The sequence below is a fragment of the Providencia alcalifaciens genome (assembly GCF_020271745.1).
GTDB classification, from domain to species: Bacteria; Pseudomonadota; Gammaproteobacteria; order Enterobacterales; family Enterobacteriaceae; genus Providencia; species Providencia alcalifaciens_B.
Genome location: NZ_CP084296.1, coordinates 2,277,422 through 2,302,685, shown reverse-complemented (window position 1 = coordinate 2,302,685; position 25,264 = coordinate 2,277,422). Strand labels below are relative to the sequence as shown.

Here is a 25,264-nt window from a genome sequence, read left to right as displayed (position 1 = left end):
GGCATGTTTGGAAAATTAACACTGGACGCAGTTCCACTTCATGAACCGATTATCGTTGTTACACTGATTGCCATTGTCCTCGGTGGACTTGGCTTAGTCGGTGCAATCTCCTATTTCGGAAAATGGAAATGGCTGTGGAAAGAGTGGTTAACCTCTGTTGACCATAAAAAAATTGGTATTATGTACATCATCGTTGCGATGGTGATGTTATTCCGTGGATTCGCGGATGCTATCATGATGCGTGGTCAGCAAGTGCTGGCTTCAGCGGGTCAAGAAGGTTTCTTAAACCCTCACCACTATGACCAGATCTTTACAGCGCACGGCGTTATCATGATTTTCTTCATGGCAACTCCATTTGTTGTTGGTCTGATGAACTTAGTTGTTCCTCTGCAAATTGGTGCCCGTGACGTTGCATTCCCATTCCTTAACTCCCTGAGCTTCTGGTTCTTCGTAGTGGGTGTTGTATTAATCAACATCTCATTAGGGGTAGGTGAATTCGCACAAACAGGTTGGTTAGCATATCCACCACTATCAGGTTTGGAATACAACCCTGGGGTTGGGGTCGATTACTGGCTTTGGAGTCTCCAGATATCTGGTATCGGGACACTCTTAACTGGCGTTAACTTTATTGCGACTATTATCCGTATGCGTGCGCCGGGTATGTCAATGATGAAAATGCCTGTATTTAGCTGGACTGCGCTTTGTACCAACGTTCTGATTGTTGCAGCATTCCCAATCTTGACTGTAACACTCACCCTGCTGACTTTAGACCGTTATTTAGGTACCCATTTCTTCACGAATGATATGGGTGGCAACATGATGATGTACATCAACCTAATTTGGGCTTGGGGTCACCCTGAGGTGTATATCCTTGTTCTGCCAGTGTTCGGTGTGTTCTCAGAAATTGCAGCAACCTTCTCGAAAAAGCGTCTATTTGGTTATACCTCATTAGTGTGGGCAACCATCGTTATCACCGTTATGTCCTTCATCGTATGGTTACACCACTTCTTTACGATGGGTTCAGGTGCGAACGTTAACGCCTTCTTTGGTATCGCTACGATGATTATCGCAATCCCTACAGGGGTTAAGATTTTCAACTGGCTGTTCACCATGTACCAAGGTCGTATCGAGTTCAAATCACCGATGTTATGGACTATCGGTTTTATCATCACTTTCTCTGTTGGTGGTATGACTGGTGTTCTGTTAGCGGTTCCAGGTGCGAACTTCGTTCTGCACAATAGCCTGTTCCTGATTGCCCACTTCCATAACGTTATTATCGGTGGTGTGGTATTCGGATGCTTCGCAGGTATGACTTACTGGTTCCCGAAAGCTTACGGCTTCACACTAAATGAGAAATGGGGTGTTCGTGCCTTCTGGTTATGGATCATTGGTTTCTTCTTAGCATTCATGCCGTTATATATCCTTGGATTTATGGGTATGACCCGTCGTCTGAGCCAGAATATCGACCCTGCTTACCACGGTATGTTAGTGGCAGCTGCGTGTGGTGCTGGTCTGATTGCTCTGGGTATTGCTTGCCAAGTTATCCAAATTATTGTCAGTATCCGTGATCGTCATGAAAACCGTGATTTAACCGGTGACCCATGGGGTGGACGTACACTTGAGTGGTCAACTTCTTCTCCGGCTCCATTCTACAACTTCGCTATTGAACCACCGGTTCAAACACGTGATGCTTGGTGGGATATGAAAGAGAAAGGTATCGCTTACAAGAAACCAACTTCATATGAAGAAATTCATATGCCAAAAAATACAGGCGCAGGCGTTATTATCGCTGGATTTAGCTTGATTCTTGGTTTCGCAATGATCTGGCACATCTGGTGGCTCGCAATTATTGGTTTCGGTGGAATGATCGTGACTTGGATTGCAAAAAGCTTCGACGAAGATGTTGATTACTACGTACCTGTGGCTGAAATCGAGCAAATCGAGAATAAGCACTTTGAAGAATTGCGTAAGGCAGGTGTGAACGATGTCAACTAATACAATGACTAACCATAATACAGCCCATGCTGAGCATGGGCACCATGATGCAGGCGGAACGAAAGTCTTTGGTTTCTGGCTGTATATCATGAGCGACTTAATTCTGTTTGCTTGTTTATTTGCTACCTATGTTGTTCTTGCTGATGGAACGGCTGGCGGCCCTGCAGGTAAAGATATCTTCAGTCTTAAGTTCGTATTAGGCGAAACTTTCTTACTACTAGTCAGTAGTATCACCTATGGTTTCGCAATGATTGCCATGCATAAAGGTAAAATCGCATCAGTCAACCTATGGTTGTTTGCGACTTTCCTATTAGGTCTAGGCTTCGTAATCATGGAAGTTTATGAGTTTCATGAACTCATCGCTGAAGGTTTCGGTCCTGATCGCAGTGGCTTTTTATCTGGTTTCTTTGCTTTAGTTGCAACACACGGTCTGCATGTAACTGCTGGTTTAGTTTGGATTATTATCATGATGATCCAAATTTCTCGCCGTGGTCTAACTGAGGTGAACAAAACGCGTCTGAACTGCCTGAGCTTATTCTGGCACTTCTTAGATGTGGTTTGGATCTGTGTATTTACCGTTGTTTATCTGCTGGGGGCAATTTAAATGAGTCATGCAAAAGATGCTCATACCGGAGCAAGCCACGGTAGCGTTAAAACATACCTGATTGGCTTTATTCTGTCAGTTATCCTGACGGTAATCCCTTTCTGGATGGTGATGAATGGAACGGCTTCACAAGGTGTTATTCTAGCAACTGTTGTTGGAATGGCTGTCGTACAAATCCTTGTACATTTAGTCTGTTTCTTGCACATGAATACATCATCAGATGAGCGCTGGAACCTAGTAGCATTCTTGTTCACTATGCTAATCGTCGGTATCGTTGTTATTGGCTCTCTGTGGATTATGTACAACCTGAACATCAATATGATGCTCGACTAAAGAGTTGCCGATATGTTTAAGCAATACCTGCAAGTGACCAAACCAGGAATTATATTCGGAAATTTGATTTCTGTGATCGGTGGTTTTCTACTGGCCTCTAAAGGGTCAATTGATTACCCGCTGTTTATTGCGACTTTGCTGGGTGTATCATTGGTCGTTGCCTCTGGTTGTGTATTTAACAACTACATCGACCGTGATATTGACCGTATCATGGAAAGAACCAAGAATCGCCCTTTAGTTAAAGGGCTGATTGACCCGAAAGTTAGCCTGATTTACGCTGCTGCATTAGGTATTGCTGGTATGGTGCTGCTACTTGTAGCAGCCAATGCACTGGCAATGCTACTTGCACTTATTGGTTTCATTGTGTACGTGGGCGTATACAGCCTGTACATGAAGCGTAAGTCAGTATATGGCACATTGATTGGCAGCCTATCTGGCGCAGCACCACCGGTTATTGGTTACTGTGCTGTCACAAATGAATTTGACGCTGGAGCCTTAATCCTGCTGTTAATATTCAGCTTGTGGCAAATGCCGCACTCATATGCCATCGCAATTTTCCGCTTTAAGGATTATAAAGCCGCGAACATTCCTGTGTTACCGGTGATCAAGGGCATATCTGTCGCTAAGACGCATATCTTCTTGTATATCCTTGCGTTTATGGTCGCAACATTAATGTTAGCGATTAGCGGATACGCGGGCTATAAATATCTGGTTGTCGGCGCTGCGGTTAGCTTATGGTGGCTTGGTATGGCAATTTCTGGTTTCAAAACCGAAAATGACGACCGAGTTTGGGCTCGTAAGCTGTTCATCTTCTCCATCGTAGCGATTACCTCGCTAAGTGTGATGATGTCAGTTGACCCAACCGTTACAAGCGATACTGTTATAGCGTTAGTCCGATAATTTATTGCATCATTGACAATAAATGCGTTCAAACGGCGGGGAGTGCAAACTTCCCGCCGTTTTTCTTTGTCTGCGAATATTTTTGTGATGATTTTTATGGTTAAATAGCCGCCTGCTATCAATAAACCAACATTGTCATATAGCAAATTCACTTAACTCATTGATTTAAATTTAAATTAATACCAGCATAGCTACAACCCGAAATAAAAAGAATAATTTAAGCTCATTGAAAGTTAATACTCAAAATAGTTCGTGTTGTAGCAAGGCGGCAAGTGAAGCTAATCTCAGGGAGCATACATTAGTATGTGACCTGAGTTAGTGAGCGCGGCCAACACAGCTACAGCTCGAAATATGAAGAGTATTTATGAAGAGTATTTATGAACGATAATAAAATGACCCACCTAGAACTCCGAGCCACTTGGGGGCTAGGATCCGTATTCTCCCTTCGCATGCTCGGCATGTTTATGGTGCTCCCGATCCTCACCAGTTATGGGATGCACTTACAGGGTGCTAACGAGTTTTTGATTGGTTTGGCTATTGGTATTTATGGGCTTAGCCAAGCTATTTTTCAAATCCCTTTTGGTTTAATGTCTGACCGTATTGGTCGTAAGCCACTGATTATTTTTGGATTGCTGATATTTATTGTTGGCAGTGCCATTGCCGCATTAAGCGATTCTATTTGGGGCATTATTATTGGTCGAGCTTTACAAGGTGCTGGCGCTATCTCTGCTGCCGTTATGGCTTTGTTATCGGATTTGACTCGCGAACAAAATCGTACAAAAGCGATGGCATTTTTAGGTATTAGCTTTGGTATAACGTTTGCTATTGCCTTAGTTTTAGGACCGATTGTGACCCATGCCGTTGGTTTAAGCGGTTTATTTTGGGGAATCACTTTATTAGCCGTTGGCGCTATTTTCGTTACTCTCTTTGTGGTACCTAATAACACTCACCATGTTGTAAACCGTGAATCTGCTTTTGTTAAAAGCAATTTAAAAGCCGTTTTGCTTAACTCTCAACTTCTCAAATTGAATCTAGGGATTTTAAGCCTACATACACTGCTAATGTCCAGCTTTGTCGCCCTCCCCTTGATCATGGCTGATGCCGGTTACTTGGCAAAAGATCACTGGAAAGCTTACTTAGTTACCATGTTAGTTGCCTTTGTTTGCGTACTTCCTTTTATTATTTACGCAGAAAAACAGCGTAAAATGAAACAGGTTTTCCTGTTCTGCATTTTACTCTTAGCGGCGGCGGAAATTGTTTTATGGCAATCAGGTCATCAGCTTTGGATTATCTTCTTAGGGATCCAACTGTTCTTTATTGCATTTAACGTGATGGAAGCCATTTTGCCGTCCCTGATCAGTAAAGAAGCCCCTGCCGGATACAAAGGTACAGCCATGGGTGTCTACTCCACCAGTCAATTTCTAGGGGTAGCATTAGGCGGAATTCTGGGAGGTTGGTTGTATAAATTTGAAGGCGCCAGCACCGTATTTATCGGCGGATTACTACTTTGTGTTATCTGGTTTGTTATCAGCTTAACCATGAAACAACCGCCTTACGTCAGCAGTATTCGTATGGTTCTCCCGCATCGCTTTAAAAACATCACTAAGCTTCAGGAACAGTTAGAAGCCATAAACGGTGTGCTTGATGTGGTTGTGATTGCTGAAGAGATGAGTATTTATATCAAGATTGATAAAAAAGTGGTTAGTCGAGCAGAGCTTGAAGCCATTGTTCACGCTTAATCATACGTAAATCTTATAAATAACAAATAGCCCGCAACATCGCGGGCTATTTTCAATAACTAAAACACGCTTATCAATTAGTCGCGGAAGTTATTAAACTGGAATGGTTGACCTAAATTACCGCCACGGACTAATGCCATAACAGCTTGTAAATCATCTCTCGCCTTACCTGTTACACGCACTTGTTCACCTTGAATTTGCGCCTGTACCTTTAACTTGCTGTCTTTTATCAGCTTAACGACTTTCTTCGCCATGCTCGCTTCAATGCCTTGTTTTAAAGTCACTTCCACGCTGTAAGTTTTACCACTATGTACAATATCTTCAGGGACATTCAGTACTGCGCCATCAATTCCCCGTTTTGCCATTTTTTCTCTTAAAATATCAAGCAGCTGTAAAACTTGGAAATCGGATTCACTGGTCACTTTGATAGACTCATTCTTATCGTTCAGTTCAAAGCTTGCAGTGATGTTTTTAAAATCCCAACGGCTAGTAAGTTCACGCTGAGCATTTTCTACCGCATTGCGGACTTCACTCATTTCAACTTCAGATACAATATCAAATGATGGCATTTTAACGCTCTCCTATAATCAATCGGCTTATAATAGCTTATTTGCCCATGACACTCCATGTTGTCAGATTGGCTCACTTGTATAACATAACTAATTATTTGGATATCATATTAAAATCGCTATGATGACAGTTATTAATCCAAATCAACCGCTCTCAGATAGTAGGGAAAATTGATGAAAATAACCCTGATTGGCTGTGGTGCTATTGGTAAACTTTGGCTAGCCGCCCTCACTTCGCAAGGACACGATATTCAAGGATGGCTGCGAGTTGCTCAATCCGACTTATTCGTTGATGTTAATGGGCCTGAAGATAAAATTTTCCGCGAATTAATTCCTTGCAATAATCATCAGCACTTACACACAAGCGAATTAGTGATCGTCTGTTTGAAAGCATGGCAAGTTTCAGATGCCTTATTACCCCTGCTGCCCATTATTCCTGAAACTAGCCCTATTCTCTTACTGCATAACGGATTAGGCACGTTGGAAGAATTAGGTACATTGCACCATCCATTTTTGAGCGGGGTCACAACTCATGCGGCATGGCAAGATAACAACCAAGTTTTTCATATTGCTAGCGGCATCACTCACATCGGTGCAGTCAACCCTCAAGCAGAAGCCTATTACCCTATCGCTAATATTCTGCATGAAGCTCTACCGGATGTGGCATGGCATAATCAAATCCTTAATACCATTTGGCAAAAAATGGTTATTAATTGCGTGATAAACCCGCTTTCCACGGAACACAATTGTACCAATGGGCAAATCATTCACTATCCAGAACAGATTGCTCAGATCATAGATGAGTGCTGCCAAGTGATGGTTGCCGAGGGATTGCATACTGATAAAGAAGAAATGACTGAACGCGTCTATGACATTATTCATCAAACATCAGAAAACTATTCATCCATGCAGCAAGATGTTCGTCATCATCGCAGAACTGAGATTGATTACATCACTGGCTTCTTAATCAAAAAAGCCCGAGCTCATGGCTTAGCCACCCCTGAGAGTGACCGTTTGTACCACTTAATTAAAAATAGAGAACAAAGTTATGACAACCTCCGTGCTGATATGCATCGCCAATGGTAGTGAAGAAATTGAAACAGTCACTACCGCCGATTTACTGGTTCGTGCCGGAATACAGGTGACATTAGCCAGTGTGACGGAAGACGGAGTGTTAGAGATAACAGCATCTCGAGGTATTAAACTCGTCGCTGACCTACCCATTATCCACGTTGCAGACGAACCTTTTGACGCCATCGTGTTACCCGGGGGGCTGGCAGGAGCAGAAGCTTTTCGTGATAGCCCACTGGTCGTTGAAAAAATCAGGCGTATGCATTTAGATGGAAAAATTGTAGCGGCCATTTGCGCCGCCCCTGCATTAGTTTTGGAGTACCACCAATTATTCCCTCTCGGAAACATGACCGGTTTTCCAAGCATGCAGGATAAAATTCCAGCCCATAAATGGGTCGATAAGCGCGTCTATTTTGATGAGCGAGTGAATTTACTGACTAGCCAAGGTCCTGCGACAGCCTTTGATTTTGCACTAAAATTGATTGAATTACTGCAAGGACGAGAAACCGCCGCCAATGTCGCCTCACAGCTCGTCTTGCCTCCGGGAATAAATGATTACTTGGAAAATTAGCCAATTAAACACGGAGGTGAACATTGGGTGTATTTGGCCATCGTGATGGAATGATACTCACGCCAGCCAATAAAAAACCTTGGTTTTTCATCGTGATTGGGTAACACGATATACAAGTAATCACTATCGTTACTTACTGACAGGTATGGTTTTCGAGTCAGTATGAACGATGTCAGAGGCTGTCGGGATAACGCTGTTGTTCAACGATTTTTTTGGTAGCTCAAAGCACGACTGGCTATTGAAAAACCCACAGCCGACTCGGAAAAATGAGGGTGGATGTCATAAATATTGGCATTGATAACTTAGAAAATCTTCAGACGGCTAACGGTGATTTGCCCCCATTGAGTATGTTCAAAATTCCTTCAAAAATTTTACTCATACTCAATAGGCGACAGAACCGCCATCTATGCACCAACGACAGCATTTGATAAAAAATTTTTCGTAGCTCTGAAAGAGCCCATTAACCTACTGTGCACGGGTAAAAATAGCGATCACTTCGTTCAAATGGGCTTTCATCGCCTTGCGTGCGCCACGCACGTCACGCATTTCTATCGCAGCCAGAATATCCTGATGTTCCTGTTCGGAACGGCGTGGCATATCATCCGTTGTATAGTGGCGCTGAAGCGTACGAAACATACTGCCGTAGCGGTGACCTAACAGGTGACCGATGATAAACGCGTAAGTTGGGTTGCCACTGGCTTGAGCAATACGGATATGGAATAAGCGGTCTCCCGGGTGGGAGGTCGATCCCGCTAGATTATCTCGGCAATTTTGTTCGTATGCCTCGCGGATACTCTTCAGTTCCTGAGCTGTACCGTGGCGCGCTGCCAGCGCGGCAGTCTCTGGTTCAATCAACAAACGAGTTTGCAACAAGGAGAATGGTGGCAGCTCGGTATTAAAATCCAGAGCGATATTCAGTTCATCATCAATTTCCGTCCATTGCTCGCCCCCAGCTTGTTTCATCACCTGTTCCTGCGACACTATTGCCTTCGTTTGCTCCCTGACGATCACTCCTTTACCAACTTTGACATCCACTAGGCCAATAACTTCCAACGCAATCAGCGCTTCTCGTACAGAAGCACGGCTAACCTGTAATTGTTGAGCCAACTCCCTCTCGGAGGGCAAGCGGCTGCCAGGCGCAAATTCACTGTTATCAATAAGTCGTTTCAACTGATCTGCTATCTGTCTGTAAATACGAGGATTTTCCAGTCTTGTGATCGGCATAGGTTACCTTGGGCTATTCGAGTAAAAGTGATTGAGTGCACATTTATTGATCAATTTGCTTGAGAAACCGTCAATACAATGTAAAAAATATGTTAATTAAAAGATATTTTAAGCCTGCCTTTTTACATTACCATCAACCATAACGCGCAAAGTGTTTTTTGTCATCTTAACGCTTTGATATTTAATCGCCCTGAGCGGCCTGACCATTAGACCACCAAAATAGTGGAGAGAAAATGAATTTAACCAACAAACGCGTACTGATCACCGCCGCCGGACAAGGGATTGGCTTTAGTACCGCTAAACTATTCGCCGAGGCTGGTGCAGAGGTCATAGCCACCGACATTAACATCGAACAATTGAAAGGGTTACCCGGTATTCAGCCGATGACACTAAACGTAACCGATCCCACCGCTATCGCTATGGCGGCAAAAAGCCTCGGTCCGATTGACGTGCTGTTCAACTGTGCTGGCGTGGTACACAGTGGTTCTATCCTCGAGTGCAGCGAGGAACAGTGGGCATTTGCCCTCGATATCAATGTGACGGCGATGTTCCGTATGATCCGCGCGTTTTTACCTGGCATGCTTGCTCGCAAAAATGGCTCGATTATCAACATGTCTTCGGTCGCCTCCAGCGTTAAAGGCGTACCGAACCGCTTTGCCTATAGTGCCACCAAGGCAGCTGTGATCGGGCTAACACGCTCAATCGCGGCGGATTATGTCACTCAAGGGATACGTTGTAACGCCATTTGCCCCGGCACGGTGGAATCACCGTCGTTGCGTCAGCGCATCGCTGAACAAGCCCGTGAACAGGGGCTTAGTGAAGAAGATGTGTATCAGGCATTTGTTGCACGTCAACCGATTGGCCGCATCGGTACTACCGACGAGCTCGCCCAATTAGCGCTGTATCTAGCTTCCGACGCCAGCTCCTACACCACTGGCACGGTACAAATTATTGACGGCGGCTGGAGTAACTGATACTCGCCGCTTTGAGTGCTTTTCCCCCCCTTTTTCCACAGTGAGACAACATGAAACTTTTACGTTATGGAGTACCCGGTCAGGAACGTCCCGGGATATTGGATTCAGACGGTCAGATCCGTGACCTTTCACAACATATTACAGATTTGAGTGGTGAAGTGCTGCTCCCCCCTTCACTCGACAAACTGCGAGCTCTGGATATTAACCAACTACCGCGAGTCACGGGTCAACAGCGACTAGGAGCATGTGTGGGAAACATTGGTAAGTTTATCTGTATTGGCCTGAACTATGCTGATCATGCGGCAGAAACTGGGGCGGAGATCCCCTCTGAACCGGTGGTATTCAACAAGTGGACCAGTGCCGTCGTTGGACCGAACGATGAGGTGCTCATCCCACGCGATTCCCTCAAGACAGATTGGGAAGTTGAGCTGGGAGTGGTTATTGGTCAGGGTGGGTCTTATATCAGTGAGCAAGATGCGATGCTCCACGTCGCTGGCTACTGTGTCATTAACGACATTTCGGAACGTGAGTTCCAGATTGAACGGGGTGGTACTTGGGACAAAGGCAAAGGCTGCGACACCTTTGGCCCCATTGGTCCTTGGCTAGTGACCGCCGACGAGATTGCCGATCCCCATAATCTAAGTTTATGGCTGGAGGTGGATGGAAAGCGCTACCAGAACGGTAATACCAACACAATGATCTTCCGCATACCGAAAATTATCAGCTACTTAAGCCGTTTTATGAGCCTACAATCGGGTGATGTCATCTCCACTGGCACACCACCAGGCGTTGGTATGGGTCAGAAACCTACACCAATTTACCTCAAAGCCGGACAGAAGATGAGTCTAGGCATTGAAGGATTGGGTGAACAGCGCCAAACAACCGTACAAGCTTGATGGAGATGATTGCCATGACAACGATTACCACACTGCGAGTTGAAGATATTCGCTTCCCCACGTCACTGACATTGGATGGATCTGATGCAATGAACCAAGATCCAGACTACTCCGCAGCCTATGTAATATTGGAGACCGATAATGCCGATCTCAGCGGTCATGGAATGACGTTTACCATTGGCCGTGGTAATGAGATTTGCTGTGCGGCAATCCGTGCGCTAGAGCAGCATATTGTCGGCGTCACCCTTGAAGAAATTACTGCCGATATGGGAGCCTTCTGGCGCCGCTTTACCAGTGACAGCCAGTTACGTTGGATCGGGCCAGACAAAGGGGCTATCCACTTAGCAACCGGAGCGGTGATCAATGCTGTATGGGACCTATGGGCCAAAGCCATAGGCAAGCCGGTATGGCTGATGGTGGCAGAGATGACACCTGAAGAACTGGTGCGCTGTATTGATTTTCGTTACATCACCGATTGCATTACGCCGCAAGAAGCACTCACGCTGCTCAAACAACGAGCTCAAGGCAAGGAACAGCGTCTCGAACAGCTGCTACAGGACGGCTATCCCTGCTATACCACCTCTGCCGGCTGGTTGGGTTACCCAGATGATAAGCTGCGCCGTCTGTGCCAAGAAGCGGTCGATGCTGGTTTCTCTTACCTGAAGCTGAAGGTTGGACACGATTTGGAAGATGATATTCGCCGTGTGCGTATCGCTCGAGAGGTCATCGGTCCCGACCGCCAACTCATGATCGACGCCAACCAAGTATGGGAAGTCAACGACGCAATTCCTTGGATTAAGCATTTAGCATTCGCTAAACCTTGGTTTATTGAAGAACCCACTAGTCCGGACGATGTGGAAGGTCACCGCCGAATTCGTGAGGAAATTCATCCAGTCAAAGTTGCCACCGGTGAAATGTGCCAAAACCGAATTATGTTCAAGCAGTTCATTATGCGTGAAGCGATTGACGTAGTGCAGATCGACGCCTGCCGCCTTGGAGGGGTCAATGAAGTGCTCGCAGTGATGCTGATGGCGGCTAAATACAACTTACCAGTGTGCCCACATGCTGGTGGTGTCGGGCTGTGCGAATACGTTCAGCATCTGTCGATGATCGACTACCTCTGTATTGCCGGAACCCATGAAGGGAGAGTAATCGAATATGTCGATCACTTGCATGAACATTTTGTTCACCCTTGTGACATCAAAGGAGCGGCCTATATGCCTCCGCTCGCACCCGGTTATTCGATAGAGATGCATGCATCCTCAATAGAACAGCACCGATTCCGTGGTCAAACGAGAACCAAGTGATACTGCACATCTGGGGGAATTCACATAACGGGCAGTACCATCGGCAACGCTATCGTAGATCACCGAGAAAATGGTGATGTTTCGGCAGTTTTTTGTCTGAAACCATGCTACAGCACCACTGTTTTCACGGCGTGAAGGTGGTACAGGCTCGTCTGTGCGAGCTGAAAATTCAAAATTGGCTCGCGAAGGCACAGAGAAACGCGATTAGTCCTGTCTGAAAAATACGAATCGAACTGACGATAGAAACTAGAACATCCTACCAACAGGGGAAAATCTTATGGCGACTTTAGCAGCTAATAACAATCCTGTTTTAAACTCTGCGATAAAAAAATCGAGGAATCATTTAATACCTCTGATGTTTATTCTGTATTTTTTTGCATTTATTGACCGAGTAAATGTTGGATTTGCTAAAGATTCTATGCAAGTCGATATTGGCTTATCGGACTCTGCATTTGCTTTTGGGGCGGGTATTTTCTTCGCTTCTTATGCCCTTTTTGCTATTCCAGCCAACTTAATTTTAAACAAAATTGGTGCAAAAAAATGGCTGAGTATTACGACTGTTATCTGGGGATTACTCTCTATGATGACTGGCTTTGTGACTAATGAAACTCAATTTATCATTTTACGTTTTTTACTCGGACTGGGTGAAGCCGGCTTTTATCCAGGAATGTTATTATTAACTTCGATCTATTTCCCTAATAATGTCCGCGCTTCTGTTATTGGTGTTTTTGTTCTTAGTGTCCCTTTAGCCTTAACACTCGGATCGCCACTATCAGGTGCTCTCCTTGAATTACATGGTTGGCTAGGTCGTCCTGGTTGGTTCTGGATGTTTGTGATTGAAGGGTTACCGGCTATTTTTATTGGTATTTTCGCTTATTTTCATCTTGATGATACCCCTGAAAAAGCCCATTTTCTCACAAATGAAGAGAAAAAAGCGTTAATGGAACAATTGGCGAAAGAAAGTAAAAAAACAGAAACTACCTCAGTATTATCTGCATTAAAAAGCCTTAAGGTCTGGCACTTAGCATTAATTTACGGAACTATCCAAATATCTGTATATGGCTTGATTTTTTTTCTACCATCGCAAGTCGCTTCTTTAATGGGAGAAAGTCTAGGATTTAAACAATCTTTAGTTGCGGCTATTCCTTGGATATGTTCAGCATTTGGTGTTTATTTTATTCCTCGAATCGCCGATCGTTATCCAAACCGTCGTATCGAAATCTCTATTATATGCATGCTTTTTGCTGCATTAGGTCTTGCAATATCTGCTTTCGCAAGCCCTGTACTCGCTATTTTCGCCCTGTGTTTAAGTGCGGTTGGCTTTTTATCCGTTCAGCCGATTTTTTGGACATTCCCCCCTCAATTATTAAGTGGCCGAGCATTAGCCGCAGGTATTGGCTTTTGTACTACGATGGGGGCATTTTGTTCATTCCTTGCCCCCATTATTCGAGTTGAAGCCGATAGAATAATAAACAGTAATACTGCTGGTATTGTCACCCTCTCAGTGATTACGGTGGGTTGCGCATTATTGATTTCATTACTAAAAAAGAAAAAGACTCACAATCAATAAAAAGTCGAATTATTCAGAGTACAAAAGAGATATTCAAGATGATTATTTCTGCTTCAACGGATTACCGGTCGGTAGCCAAAGCCAAGCTTCCCCCCTTTTTGTTTCATTATATCGATGGAGGGGCTTATGCAGAGCATACCTTAAAACGCAATACGACTGATCTTGCAGATATTGCTCTACGCCAGCGAGTTCTGCGCGATATGTCATCACTTAATTTGGAAACAGAATTATTCGGTGAAAAACTGGCAATGCCAATCGCTCTCGCACCTGTCGGCCTGACTGGGATGTATGCTCGACGTGGAGAGGTGCAAGCGGCAAAAGCAGCGGCAAATAAAGGTATTCCGTTCACTCTCTCCACAGTTTCAGTCTGCCCTATCGAAGAGGTCGCCTCGGCGATTGATCGCCCTATGTGGTTCCAGCTTTATGTCCTGCGTGATCGCGGTTTTATGAAAAATGTACTGGAGCGAGCAAAAGCTGCCGGGGTAAAAACGCTGGTATTTACTGTGGATATGCCAATACCGGGAGCACGTTACCGTGATGCACATTCCGGAATGAGTGGTCCGAATGCCGCTATGCGGCAGATATTACAGGCCATAATGCATCCACGCTGGGCATTGGATGTCGGACTGCAGGGGAAACCGCATGATCTGGGTAATATTTCAGCTTATCGTGGTAAGCCTATCAAACTGGAAGATTATATCGGCTGGTTGGGGGACAACTTCGACCCGTCCATTTCGTGGAAAGATCTGGAATGGATCCGTGAATTCTGGGATGGCCCGATGGTCATTAAAGGTATTTTGGATGTGGAGGATGCAAAAGACGCTGTTCGGTTTGGCGCAGACGGTATTATTGTTTCAAACCACGGCGGACGCCAACTGGACGGAGTCTTATCCACCGCCCGGGCCCTGCCGGCTATTGCTGATGCCGTAAAATCGGATATCGTTATTCTGAGTGATTCCGGTATCCGTAACGGACTGGATGTGGTGCGGATGATTGCTCTGGGGGCTGATTCTGTCCTACTTGGACGCGCGTTTGTTTATGCTCTGGCAGCACAGGGGCAGGTTGGTGTTGAAAACCTGCTGGATCTTATTGAGAAAGAGATGCGAGTGGCGATGACCCTGACCGGCGCAAAAACAATCTGCGATATTTCTTGCGATTTGCTGGTTAATTTGCCTGACTAATTTTGTGATTTTAGGAACTCAACCCATTAATAATAACGACAAGCTTTGACTTCTATTTTCTTTAATTTCTGTTTTTCACGTGTCTTAAATATTATGAATAAATAAACTTTCCTGATATTTAAGATCTTTTGAAAAAGCGAGCTAATGAGCTCGCTTTTTCATTCAACATCACCTGATAACTTACGGGCGATAAACCTTAATATTCTCAAAGCCTTGTTCTTTTAAATATAGGGCTTGTAAACGACCCATCACACCACGGTCGCAATACAGCAGGTACGTTTTCTCTTTAGGTAAATCCCCAAATTGCGTACTCAGCTTATAGAATGGAATATGCTTAATTTCAATTCCTTCCACCTTCAATGGCTTATCTTCAAACTCATCAATTGAGCGAATATCTACGATAACTTCATTATCCGCTGATAGCTGGCTAACCATCTCAACTTCAGGGACTTTTTCGAGGCTTTCTTGCGCAATCTGGCGAATATCAATGTTTTGCGCCTGCTCAACCACAGACTCTAAAATACCAAAATCAAAATTCTCTTCTTCCGCTTCAATACGCGCTTTCACCGCTTTCACAGTTGGGCTTTTCGAAATCACACCGCAATATTCCGGCATGGTTTTCGCAAAATCTTCCGTACCAATTTGTCGCGCTAATTTGATAATGTGTTCTTTATCGTGAGAGATCAGCGGACGTAACACTAAGGTGTCTGACGCATTATCAATTAAACGTAAGTTAGTCAGTGTTTGGCTAGATACCTGTCCAAGTGCTTCACCCGTTACGATAGCTTGAACGCCATAACGCTCTGCCACTTTAGAAGCCGCACGTACCATCATACGTTTTAATACAACACCCATTTGACCGTCATCGACTTTCTCTAAAATCTCAGCCACAACAGGCTCAAAGTTAACGGCAATAAAACGCACTTTATGGGAGCTGCCAAAACGGTTCCATAAATAGTGAGCAATTTGCTTCACGCCAATTTCATGGGCTGCGCCACCAAGATTAAAGAAGCAGTAATGCACTCGGCAACCACGGCGCATTAACATATAGCTGGAAACCCCAGAGTCAAAACCACCTGAAATCAGGGACAGTACATCTTCTTGTGTACCAATTGGGAAGCCGCCAATCCCTTCGATACGCGCTTTCACGAGGATCAAATTGTCATCTTCAATTTCCAGATGCACGGTGGTATCAGGGTCTTTCAGTTTCACTTTTGCGGAGGCGATATGCTGATTCAAACCGCCGCCGATATAACGCTCTGCGTCAATGGATGAAAATTCGTGTTTACCACGGCGCTTCACACGCACACAGAACGTTTTGTTTTCAACCGATGCCCCGTAGGCTTCCAGTGTCATTTCAAAAATATGGTGTAAACTGGTGAAAGGCTTCTCTTCCACTTCTAAAATATGGTGGATACCGGGAATGCGGCTCAGCATGTCACAAATTTCGTCGTGCTTTGATTCCCCTTTAACACGCACTTCAATGTTATCCCAATTACGGACAACCGAGATCTCTTCGCCAAGACTCTTCAATACATTGCGGATATTACTGGTTAGAATTTTAATAAAACGGAGTCTAACTGTTTGGCTTTTGATAGTGATTTCTGGGAATAACTTAATAATAAACTTCATAGTCGTGGCATGTTCTTGGTTAGTGGGGCAAACGGACGTTGCGAAAAAGTGACTCTCGTGCACTTTACCAGTTGTCAATAAAGAAGCGTATTATAGCACTATCTTGCGTACTGAATCTAAAAACACCAATAATAAATTGTAACCGCTGCGAGACTAAGTTAGTCTGCTCAATAATTAAAGTTCCTCCACTTTTAAGTGATTTAACATTAGTGATTAACGATTATGGCTAAAGAAAAATCTCAGCAAGTTCCCACTGTTAGTTTTGAAAACTCCCTTCAAGAGCTTGAGCAAATTGTCGCTCGCCTAGAATCCGGAGAGCTACCTTTGGAAGATGCCTTAAATGAATTTGAGCGAGGCGTCCAAATTGCTAAACAAGGTCAAAAAGTCCTCCAGCAAGCAGAACAACGTGTACAAATTTTGCTGAGTGATGACGAAAATAAAGCCCTCGACGATTTCTCACCTGATACAGAATAAATTATGTCCGAACAACACCCAGACACCTTTGTGCGCCAGCAACGCCAAGCTCACGATAGAGTTAATCAATACTTATTAACCTCATTAGATGCGCTCCCTTTTGCTGATTTGCCATTAGCGCAAGCCATGAAATACGGTACTTTACTCGGTGGTAAACGCTTACGCCCTTTCTTAACGTATGCTGTCGGTGAAATGCTGGGCGTTAGCCTGGATAACTTAGATGCACCAGCCGCCGCTGTCGAATGCATTCACGCTTATTCGCTGATCCATGATGATTTACCTGCCATGGATGACGATGACCTGCGCCGTGGGCAGCCAACTTGCCACATTAAGTTTGGTGAAGGTAATGCCGTACTCGCCGGAGATGCCTTACAAACATTCGCATTCCAATTACTCTCCAGTGCTCCTATGCCTGATGTTTCCGATAAAGACCGCATTGCGATGATTGCAGAACTGGCTTATGCCAGTGGTTTAGCGGGTATGTGTGGTGGGCAAGCATTAGATCTTGATGCTGAGGGCAAGCGCGTTGACCTGATTTCACTCGAACGTATCCACCAACATAAAACTGGGGCATTAATTCGAGCCGCTATTCGTCTCGGCGCCTATGCTGCTGGTAATAAAGGCCACCAAGCATTAGCAAGTTTAGATAAATACGCTGAATCTATTGGGCTTGCCTTTCAAGTTCAAGACGATATTCTAGACGTCATCGGAGACAGCGAAGTGACAGGTAAACGCCAAGGTGCTGATGAACAACATGAAAAAAGCACTTATCCATCACTGTTAGGTCTTGAAGCTGCACACAAAAAAGCCAAAGAGCTCTATCAAGATGCGATCGCGGCTTTAGAATCATTGCAATCCCAAGGTTACAATACAGAGCTGCTGAGAGCTTTAGCCAATTTTGTTATTGAGCGCAAAAGCTGACAATATGCTTTGCCTTTTGGTATAGATAAGACCGATAATTATAACATTGATTACCTGAGTAACTTAGAGCCGTTGTGACGACTTATAAAATACGATCAACGCAAAAAAAATCACGGTCAGCAACCGCTCGACGTTAACAGGCATCGCCCTAATTAATTTAAGTAGTGAGCACCTAATGAGTATAGATACCGCGAAATATCCAACGCTGGCACTGGCAGAGACGCCTGATGAACTGCGCCTTCTGCCAAAAGAAAGCTTGCCAAAGCTTTGTGATGAACTGAGACAGTTTCTACTAAATAGCGTCAGTCGCTCGAGCGGTCACTTTGCATCAGGGTTGGGCACCATTGAATTAACGGTAGCTCTGCATTACGTCTATAAAACTCCATTTGATAATCTTGTCTGGGATGTAGGCCACCAAGCGTACCCGCACAAAATTTTGACTGGACGCCGTGACAGAATCGACACCATCCGTCAAAAAAATGGGTTACATCCATTCCCATGGCGTGCCGAAAGCGAGTACGACATTCTTAGTGTTGGTCATTCCTCAACCTCCATTAGTGCCGGTTTAGGTATGGCTATCGCCGCAGAGAAAGAAGATAAAAACCGTAAAACGGTTTGTGTCATCGGTGATGGCGCCATTACGGCGGGCATGGCTTTCGAAGCCATGAATCATGCTGGGGATGCTGCGCCCGATATGCTGGTGATCCTCAACGACAATGAAATGTCGATTTCAGAAAACGTTGGAGCACTGAATAACCATTTAGCCCATTTACTTTCCGGCAAGCTGTATACCACACTGCGTGAAGGTGGAAAGAAAGTTTTCTCGAATATCCCGCCAATCAAAGAGTTACTCAAGAAAACCGAAGAACACATCAAAGGCATGGTTGTCCCTGGCACCATGTTTGAAGAGCTAGGCTTTAACTACATTGGTCCTGTTGATGGGCACGATGTGATTGCGCTGATCCAAACGTTAAAAAATATGCGCGAGTTAAAAGGTCCTCAATTCCTACACATTATGACCAAAAAAGGTCGTGGCTATGAGCCAGCAGAGAAAGACCCCATTAGCTGGCATGCCGTACCTAAGTTTGACCCAGCCACTTTTACGTTACCAAAAAGCAAAGATACCCGGCCAACATTCTCCAAAATCTTTGGAGATTGGCTGTGTGAAGAGGCGAAAGGCGACGATAAACTAATGGCCGTCACCCCCGCGATGCGTGAAGGTTCTGGTATGGTTCGTTTTTCGAAAGAGTATCCAGACCAATATTTTGATGTTGCAATTGCCGAGCAACATGCTGTCACTTTCGCAGCAGGGCTTGCCATTGGGGGTTATAACCCAATCGTAGCGATTTACTCTACTTTCTTACAACGTGGTTACGACCAAGTGATCCACGATGTCGCTATCCAGAAACTCCCTGTAATGTTTGCTATTGACCGTGCGGGTATCGTCGGAGCTGATGGTCAAACTCACCAAGGATCATTCGATATTTCATTCTTACGTTGCATCCCAACGATGGTGATCATGACACCAAGTGATGAAAATGAATGCCGACAAATGCTGCATACTGGCTACCATTATCAAGAAGGCCCTACCGCAGTTCGCTACCCTCGTGGCGCAGGCACTGGTGCTGAGCTAATGCCTTTAGCGCCGCTTGAAATTGGTAAAGGAATTGTCCGCCGCCAAGGCGAAAAAGTGACAATCCTCAGCTTTGGTACATTACTGAGCAGTGCCTTAGAGGCCGCAGAACAAATCAATGCTACCGTCGTGGATATGCGTTTTGTAAAACCATTAGATGAAGCGCTGATCTTAGAAATGGCAAGTACCCACGACCTGATCGTGACACTGGAAGAAAATGCGATTATGGGTGGCGCAGGCAGTGGTGTGAATGAATTCCTGATGAGCGAGAAAAAAATCCTTCCAGTTCTGAATTTGGGCCTACCGGATTTCTTTATTCCTCAAGGTACCCAAGATGAGTTATTAGCAGATCTTGGTTTAGATGCTGCCGGGATCGTGAACGCCATCAATACTTACCAGAATAAGTAATTATAAAAATTAAGGCGTTACCACAAAAGTAACGCCTTAATTCACTGACTGATTTGCCCCATTTTCAACGCATAATTATCGACAATTCTGCACTGCCACTCACCTTACCCGCCACATTATTACCACGAGAATAAAGCTCATACACTAGTTCATTATTAAAACTGATATTGGTTTGCTGCGCGGTAATTTTGGCTAAATCAATTGGACGTTGATCTAAGGTAATCGGTGTTTTATTACCATTGACCATCACGTACATTTTGACATACGCACCAGATTTCTGTTGGCTATTTAATAAGTTTACTTCCAGATTATTGCCCGCATAATATTGCGGCTTTACATTACCAGACAGCGAAATCGTCGCAGCGATGTTATTGGTCAATTGGTCACAACGTACTGACATGTTGTTTCGCATGGTAGAAAGCAATTCATTACTTTTGCTACTCGCGCTGTGAGAACCAAAATTCACATACGATGGCGTATTCAATGTACAAGTTAGTCCTGAAACCGTCACGATAATACTTTCTGTTTTGGGGACGATTTGCCTTACCGTCGTTCCATTTCGAGGATTTTGGAGCACAATCCCAATATCATCCGTTAATCGATAGGTTCCGCTGCGCTGATTACCTGTACCGTAAATCAACATCCGCCCTGTAGCTGTCACGGAATGGTATATTACTGGTGTTGGAGTACTTTGATTGGGAGACCAGAGGCAATCCCCTGTACCTAGTTGTTCATTGGTACCTGATCCCCATCCATTAAAATGCCCAGTGATGGTATCTAAGTAGCTATTATTTGAGTAGTTTTTTCTTTCATCAATAAACACAAACTCCGGTACCATGATCATCTCACCACCCGCAATAGGCACCCCTTTTACGCCATCAATATTGGTAACTAAACCCATACCTTCAGCACAGTAATTTATGATCCCATTAAAGTTATTATAAAACTGAACATAGTAAAAATTGGCCGTATCTCCCCATGATGGTGCATTTGTCATCCCAGCGAGTGAAGTACTATATTCACCATAAATACCAATCAATCCACGCCCATTCATAACCGTCACTGTTTTGGCAAAACTGGGTAAACTCGCCATAAGAACTAACAAACTGCTCAGTAGTAAGCTTTTCCATCCCACTAAGGTCTTTTTCTTTACATCGATTTTCATAAAATATTTACCCAATTAGTGGCATGACAAGGCTAAATGGCGCAATGATGAATAGGCATTTTCTGTGGATTTATCCATATTAAAAGGTACTTCACAGCGCTCTGAACCACTTTTTCCCCACTTGATGACTATCAGCCCTGACTCTGGTAACCCACTTAAATAAACGCGTCCGTTATCACTCACAATGCCTGAAATAACAGATTCTTCTGCACTATCATCTTGATGTAACGATGCAATTGCACCCATCGGAATATTATTAGGCTGCTGCAAGGTAACCATCGCTTGATACCCTTTTAAGGTTTTAAAGTTAGCTCTCACAATTGCCCCTTTAGTTGGGTAAAGGTTCAGCGCATTCTCTTTACTTTCAACATTCTCAGGCAATGTATTCACATCCAAGTTTGCAATATTTTGCGTATAATCTGATAAATGCGGAATAATACCGTAACCATTGGCATCGATAACCGTTGAGCCATTATTCACCCTGGTTCCCGCTGCATCCGGTGCATAAACGATTGCTGCCGAATTACCTAAATACTGGCTTAGAGAAATACCACCTGAATGGATAACCATTCCACCTGATGCATTGGCATACATCATTTGGCTCTCATGGCCATAACTATATCCACCACCGTAATACCCTTTACTGCCTTGATAGCCCACATTCACTGAGCTTGCCATTTTTTGATCACGATTATCGCCACTTTCAGTCAGCTGATAACTGAGTTTGTTATCTAATAGCTGGCCATTAATACCAACCTGCTGGTAAGTACGACCTGAATTATCATGGCTTACTTGGAACGTACTATTCATATTTTCAATATTCTTGTGCTCACTAAAAATACTGAATGGAATGCTCATATTCACGCTAACTTGCTTATTTTCAGGCCAATTTCCATTACCTTCAGTGCGGCTAATACTGTAATCAATGCCATAGTTAATACCACGATAGAAACCGTTATAACCCACACCCAGCGTCGTCACTGTGTCAGATTTACCCCAATAATCACTGCGCATCCCACGTAAATAGATAGAACCCCATTTGCCCAATGATTGGTTAATATAGGTTTGTAAGCTGCTACGCTGGCGACCATTAAGCCACGGTGCAACGTTCTCTTTTAACTGATAACCCGCTTGGTTGAAATCCGCAAAACTGTAATATTCTTTCGTTGAGTAGCGCAGTGCGGTTAAGTCAACCGATGTGCCACTTTCTGATAAGTTTTTAGAATAGCGAACACGAAAAGATTGCCCTTGCTTGCTTTCATGATTAATAGAGGCTTGTGCATGCGTAATATCCATGGAAAGTGCACCAAAACTACCGAGTGAAATCCCCGTTCCAACCATGCCGCTCCAATAATGATTTGCCCCAAGTAATCCCGTATACAGTGTGATTGCCTTCGGTAAACCATAGATTAGTGTTCCCATAATAAACGACTGCTCTTTGGAGCCATCCGTGATCCCCCCATCATATTTACCCGCAGCAACCTCATATTTAAATCCACCAGCGCGTTGCATGACAGGCAATGAAGAGAATGCTTGAGTGAATACTCGGGTTGTTCCATCTTCTTCTTGAACTGAAACCTCTAAGTCCCCAGCCGTTCCCGTTGGATAAATATCATTGATGACAAAAGGCCCTGGTGCCACATAGGTTTGATAAATTATGTTGCCATTTTGTCTGATGATGATCCGCGAGTTAGATATTGCAACACCCCGAATTTCCGGGGCAAATCCACGGTCCCCTTTGGACAGCATTTGTTCATTCGACAACAAACGGATACCTTTAAATGGAACGCTATCGAAAACATCACTGAGCGTACTGGTTTCCCCGAGCACTAACTCAGAATCTAAGCGTTGAATATCCCGTGAAACCGTTGTACGCGAAAATTTACTTTCCCGATGACGGGTACTGTAGCCATTGCTCTTGGATTTGTTTTCCATATACAGAAAGTTTGAACGCAAGCGCCATGCTGCTAAATTAAAACCACCGCTAATATTGGCATACAATGAATCATTGGTCGTTTTACCACTTGCATTAGAGCTACTGTGCTTTTGTTTACTACCATTGATTTGATAATTAAACAAAAATGCGGTGATCCCTTGATCCAATAAACTCGGCTCTATCGCACCACGAGATTTATGACGCATGGCAACTTGAGGAATATTGATATTGAGATCCAACTTGGATATATCAAACTGAACTTGAGAATCTGGTAGAGCAGCCTCTAAAGACGCGATCGGTTCATCTTTTGGTAAGGATCTTAATGTTGGAATACTCTCAATATTAACCCCATATTCATCCAATAACGCAGGCGTAATTTCCGGCACGATATTCCCCACCGCATCTGCAGAAAAATAGATCTCTTTTTGCCCTTGATCTTCTTTATTGATTCTCAACGTAACCACATAACGCCCCGCTGTTACCGATTCAGAGCGCGTAAATGCAGATAAATCAATGCTATCTACGCTAGATCCTTCCGGTAGATTTAATAGTGCTGGATCAAAATAAGGTTCTGCCGCCACATTTCCCATTGATAAACAACATGCAATCGCCAACGCAATCGGGGAAACGGTAAAAGCGCCATCACGCATTTTAGCTACCATTCCCCCCCCCTCACTTCAACCTTTGTCGGTATGCTGTATTCATTCAACACACGCCATTTAATTGTGCCTGATACGTTTTTTTCTAGAAAAATAACTTGTTGCCCAAAAGGTGCGATTCCATGAGTGAATTTCTCTACTGGCACGTCATAACTCCCCACTGACAGGCTGGCTAATGTCATAGAGAGTGGCGTTGGATTGTTAATCGTAATTTTGCTGCCTTGCGCGGTGATGTCTAACTTTGCGGTTTGGGCATCTAAACGCAATTCTTCAATTTGCTGAGGGCGATACAACATTTTTAAATAGATAGTTGGCGCCAAAATAAATTGTGATGAGGCCTTATTATTTGCATTAGATTCTGGGATCACTTTCAGCGCAACATAGAAAACGGTTTCTTTGTCGGTAGCAAGTTTTCCATCATTAACACGCTGAATACGCCAATTAAAACGCTCATTGATATCTAATTTATGTAATGGCGGCGTAATCAAAAAAACCTCATGGGTTTCCCCTTGATGCTCCGTCAAAGGTAAGCCCGTTTGAAGATCCGTCGGTACAATTTGTGCCTGAATCAATGCCGCTTTTGAGGTGCCATTTTGTAGACCCGCAGAGATCCCTTTGGCATTACTTTCTAAATAGACCAAACGTTCAGGTGAAAAATGAAAACCTTCATTTATATTTGAAGCAAATGTATGGCTTAGCGTCATCATCAAAACCAATCCACACAACCCTTTCATCACTGACATAACGATCCCTTATTCTCCTTCACTGAACCGGAGTAAGGTGCAGTGTCACCACCGTAATCATTGATGGCTTGCCAACGCATCGGAGTTTGTACAGAAATGGATTCTGAAATCTCCAATATCTGCTGACTAAACGGTGCCACCATCGTGCCTGCTAACTGAGCAACTACTTGATTACCCAATTTGATTTCGCTGAGCGTAATAAAATAAGGCGAGTGATTCGTAACACATAAACCTTTCGGCAATGTGTGGAATTGCAAATTAGCAACGGCCGCATCTGGTGACTGTACAAATTTAACGGGACGATAAAATAGCTTAATAACCAAGCGAGTGCCGATAGATAATTGCACCGCTGTGTTTTCCGTTAATTCAGGAGAAATCCCTGGAATAGCAATCGCGCTAAAATAGAAAACTGACTCTCTATCTTGAGGCAATGATTCTGGAGAGTTTTGTAATAAAACTTTCATGGTTTGCTGTTTATTCGCATCTAAACGATATAAAGGTGGAATAACAGAAAACAGTGGCGATTCTTGAGTGCCCGTTGGCGTATTAAATATACCGGATTGAATTAAATAAATATCATCACTGTCATTGGTTAATGTCACTGATTGCTGAGTGTCGGAATCGCTCCAAATAATACGACTTTTTTCTAGACGCAATCCCGCTTGTGCTGAATTAACATTAATGCTAATTAACAGCACAAATAAATAGGAGATAAAAAGTAATGCACCTGTTTTCTTAAACATTTTTGAACGTATTCCG

22 protein-coding genes are annotated in these 25,264 nt (G+C 44.0%); 15 read left to right on the top strand and 7 right to left on the bottom strand.

Features of this window, described 5'->3' with window-relative positions; translation table 11 throughout:
- Positions 1–3 precede the first annotated feature (3 nt).
- From cyoB to LDO51_RS10495, 5 genes are all read left to right on the top strand, one after another.
- Positions 4–1,995, top strand: coding sequence for a cytochrome o ubiquinol oxidase subunit I (cyoB, locus tag LDO51_RS10515; RefSeq protein ID WP_225574528.1), 1,992 nt, complete (start codon positions 4–6; stop codon positions 1,993–1,995).
- A complete protein-coding gene (locus LDO51_RS10510; protein ID WP_225574527.1) occupies positions 1,985–2,599 on the top strand; it encodes a cytochrome o ubiquinol oxidase subunit III in 615 nt (204 codons plus the stop codon). Before cyoB ends, LDO51_RS10510 begins: the two co-directional genes overlap by 11 nt.
- The gene (locus LDO51_RS10505; protein WP_225574526.1) at positions 2,600–2,932 is read left to right on the top strand and encodes a cytochrome o ubiquinol oxidase subunit IV; all 333 of its coding nucleotides are present in this window, start codon (positions 2,600–2,602) and stop codon (positions 2,930–2,932) included. It abuts the gene before it with no gap.
- A 12-nt stretch (positions 2,933–2,944) separates the two neighbouring features.
- The gene (gene cyoE, locus LDO51_RS10500) at positions 2,945–3,832 is read left to right on the top strand and encodes a heme o synthase (protein WP_036953887.1); all 888 of its coding nucleotides are present in this window, start codon (positions 2,945–2,947) and stop codon (positions 3,830–3,832) included.
- 377 nt (positions 3,833–4,209) lie between these two features.
- Positions 4,210–5,571, top strand: a complete 1,362-nt coding sequence (locus LDO51_RS10495; RefSeq protein WP_225574525.1) for an MFS transporter — start codon at positions 4,210–4,212, stop codon at positions 5,569–5,571.
- A 77-nt stretch (positions 5,572–5,648) separates the two neighbouring features.
- Here LDO51_RS10495 and LDO51_RS10490 read toward each other — a convergent pair whose 3' ends face one another.
- Complete coding sequence (locus tag LDO51_RS10490) at positions 5,649–6,140, bottom strand: YajQ family cyclic di-GMP-binding protein (RefSeq protein WP_036953882.1); 492 nt, start codon at positions 6,138–6,140, stop codon at positions 5,649–5,651.
- Positions 6,141–6,314: 174 nt separating this feature from the next.
- Here LDO51_RS10490 and panE point away from each other — a divergent pair, with 174 nt between their 5' ends.
- Both panE and yajL read left to right on the top strand, forming a co-directional pair.
- Positions 6,315–7,226 carry a 2-dehydropantoate 2-reductase gene (gene panE, locus LDO51_RS10485; protein ID WP_225574524.1) on the top strand — a complete coding sequence of 304 codons (912 nt, stop codon included), beginning with the start codon at positions 6,315–6,317 and terminating at the stop codon, positions 7,224–7,226.
- The gene (gene yajL, locus LDO51_RS10480) at positions 7,189–7,782 is read left to right on the top strand and encodes a protein deglycase YajL (RefSeq protein WP_225574523.1); all 594 of its coding nucleotides are present in this window, start codon (positions 7,189–7,191) and stop codon (positions 7,780–7,782) included. The genes panE and yajL overlap by 38 nt, the downstream gene beginning before the upstream one ends.
- Before the next feature lie 465 nt (positions 7,783–8,247).
- Here yajL and LDO51_RS10475 read toward each other — a convergent pair whose 3' ends face one another.
- Entirely contained in the window at positions 8,248–9,006 is a 759-nt protein-coding gene (locus LDO51_RS10475; protein ID WP_225574522.1) for a FadR/GntR family transcriptional regulator, read from the bottom strand.
- 233 nt (positions 9,007–9,239) lie between these two features.
- Here LDO51_RS10475 and LDO51_RS10470 point away from each other — a divergent pair, with 233 nt between their 5' ends.
- The 5 genes from LDO51_RS10470 to lldD all read left to right on the top strand — a co-directional run bounded on the left by LDO51_RS10470 (position 9,240) and on the right by lldD (position 14,934).
- A complete protein-coding gene (locus LDO51_RS10470) occupies positions 9,240–9,980 on the top strand; it encodes an SDR family oxidoreductase (protein ID WP_225574521.1) in 741 nt (246 codons plus the stop codon).
- 50 nt (positions 9,981–10,030) lie between these two features.
- Positions 10,031–10,876 carry a fumarylacetoacetate hydrolase family protein gene (locus tag LDO51_RS10465; RefSeq protein WP_225574520.1) on the top strand — a complete coding sequence of 282 codons (846 nt, stop codon included), beginning with the start codon at positions 10,031–10,033 and terminating at the stop codon, positions 10,874–10,876.
- A gap of 14 nt (positions 10,877–10,890) precedes the next feature.
- A complete protein-coding gene (locus LDO51_RS10460; RefSeq protein ID WP_225574519.1) occupies positions 10,891–12,183 on the top strand; it encodes an L-fuconate dehydratase in 1,293 nt (430 codons plus the stop codon).
- Positions 12,184–12,460: 277 nt separating this feature from the next.
- Positions 12,461–13,753 (top strand): MFS transporter, encoded by a 1,293-nt coding sequence (locus LDO51_RS10455; RefSeq protein WP_225574518.1) that lies wholly within the window; start codon positions 12,461–12,463, stop codon positions 13,751–13,753.
- 38 nt (positions 13,754–13,791) lie between these two features.
- A complete protein-coding gene (gene lldD, locus LDO51_RS10450; protein ID WP_225577256.1) occupies positions 13,792–14,934 on the top strand; it encodes an FMN-dependent L-lactate dehydrogenase LldD in 1,143 nt (380 codons plus the stop codon).
- Positions 14,935–15,114: 180 nt separating this feature from the next.
- On the opposite strand, the gene thiI is transcribed toward lldD, so the two are convergent.
- On the bottom strand, positions 15,115–16,566 hold the full coding sequence (thiI, locus tag LDO51_RS10445; protein ID WP_225574517.1) for a tRNA uracil 4-sulfurtransferase ThiI: 1,452 nt from the start codon (positions 16,564–16,566) through the stop codon (positions 15,115–15,117).
- Positions 16,567–16,788: 222 nt separating this feature from the next.
- Between thiI and xseB the strand changes: the two genes are divergently transcribed.
- The 3 genes from xseB to dxs all read left to right on the top strand — a co-directional run bounded on the left by xseB (position 16,789) and on the right by dxs (position 20,002).
- Positions 16,789–17,040: an exodeoxyribonuclease VII small subunit gene (gene xseB / locus LDO51_RS10440; RefSeq protein ID WP_036953869.1), complete on the top strand. Its 252-nt coding sequence runs from the start codon at positions 16,789–16,791 to the stop codon at positions 17,038–17,040.
- A 3-nt stretch (positions 17,041–17,043) separates the two neighbouring features.
- Positions 17,044–17,961: a (2E,6E)-farnesyl diphosphate synthase gene (gene ispA / locus LDO51_RS10435; protein ID WP_225574516.1), complete on the top strand. Its 918-nt coding sequence runs from the start codon at positions 17,044–17,046 to the stop codon at positions 17,959–17,961.
- Positions 17,962–18,136: 175 nt separating this feature from the next.
- Entirely contained in the window at positions 18,137–20,002 is a 1,866-nt protein-coding gene (gene dxs / locus LDO51_RS10430; RefSeq protein ID WP_225574515.1) for a 1-deoxy-D-xylulose-5-phosphate synthase, read from the top strand.
- Between the two features lie 64 nt (positions 20,003–20,066).
- Here the strand turns inward: dxs and LDO51_RS10425 are convergent, their stop codons facing one another.
- Genes LDO51_RS10425 through LDO51_RS10410 form a run of 4 tightly spaced genes read right to left on the bottom strand, consistent with a single transcriptional unit; the run spans position 20,067 to position 25,248 of the window.
- The gene (locus LDO51_RS10425) at positions 20,067–21,167 is read right to left on the bottom strand and encodes a hypothetical protein (RefSeq protein WP_225574514.1); all 1,101 of its coding nucleotides are present in this window, start codon (positions 21,165–21,167) and stop codon (positions 20,067–20,069) included.
- Between the two features lie 15 nt (positions 21,168–21,182).
- Complete coding sequence (locus LDO51_RS10420; RefSeq protein WP_225574513.1) at positions 21,183–23,765, bottom strand: fimbria/pilus outer membrane usher protein; 2,583 nt, start codon at positions 23,763–23,765, stop codon at positions 21,183–21,185.
- Positions 23,759–24,505 carry a fimbrial biogenesis chaperone gene (locus tag LDO51_RS10415; RefSeq protein ID WP_225574512.1) on the bottom strand — a complete coding sequence of 249 codons (747 nt, stop codon included), beginning with the start codon at positions 24,503–24,505 and terminating at the stop codon, positions 23,759–23,761. The genes LDO51_RS10420 and LDO51_RS10415 overlap by 7 nt, the downstream gene beginning before the upstream one ends.
- A complete protein-coding gene (locus LDO51_RS10410) occupies positions 24,496–25,248 on the bottom strand; it encodes a fimbrial biogenesis chaperone (protein ID WP_225574511.1) in 753 nt (250 codons plus the stop codon). Before LDO51_RS10410 ends, LDO51_RS10415 begins: the two co-directional genes overlap by 10 nt.
- Positions 25,249–25,264 lie beyond the last annotated feature (16 nt).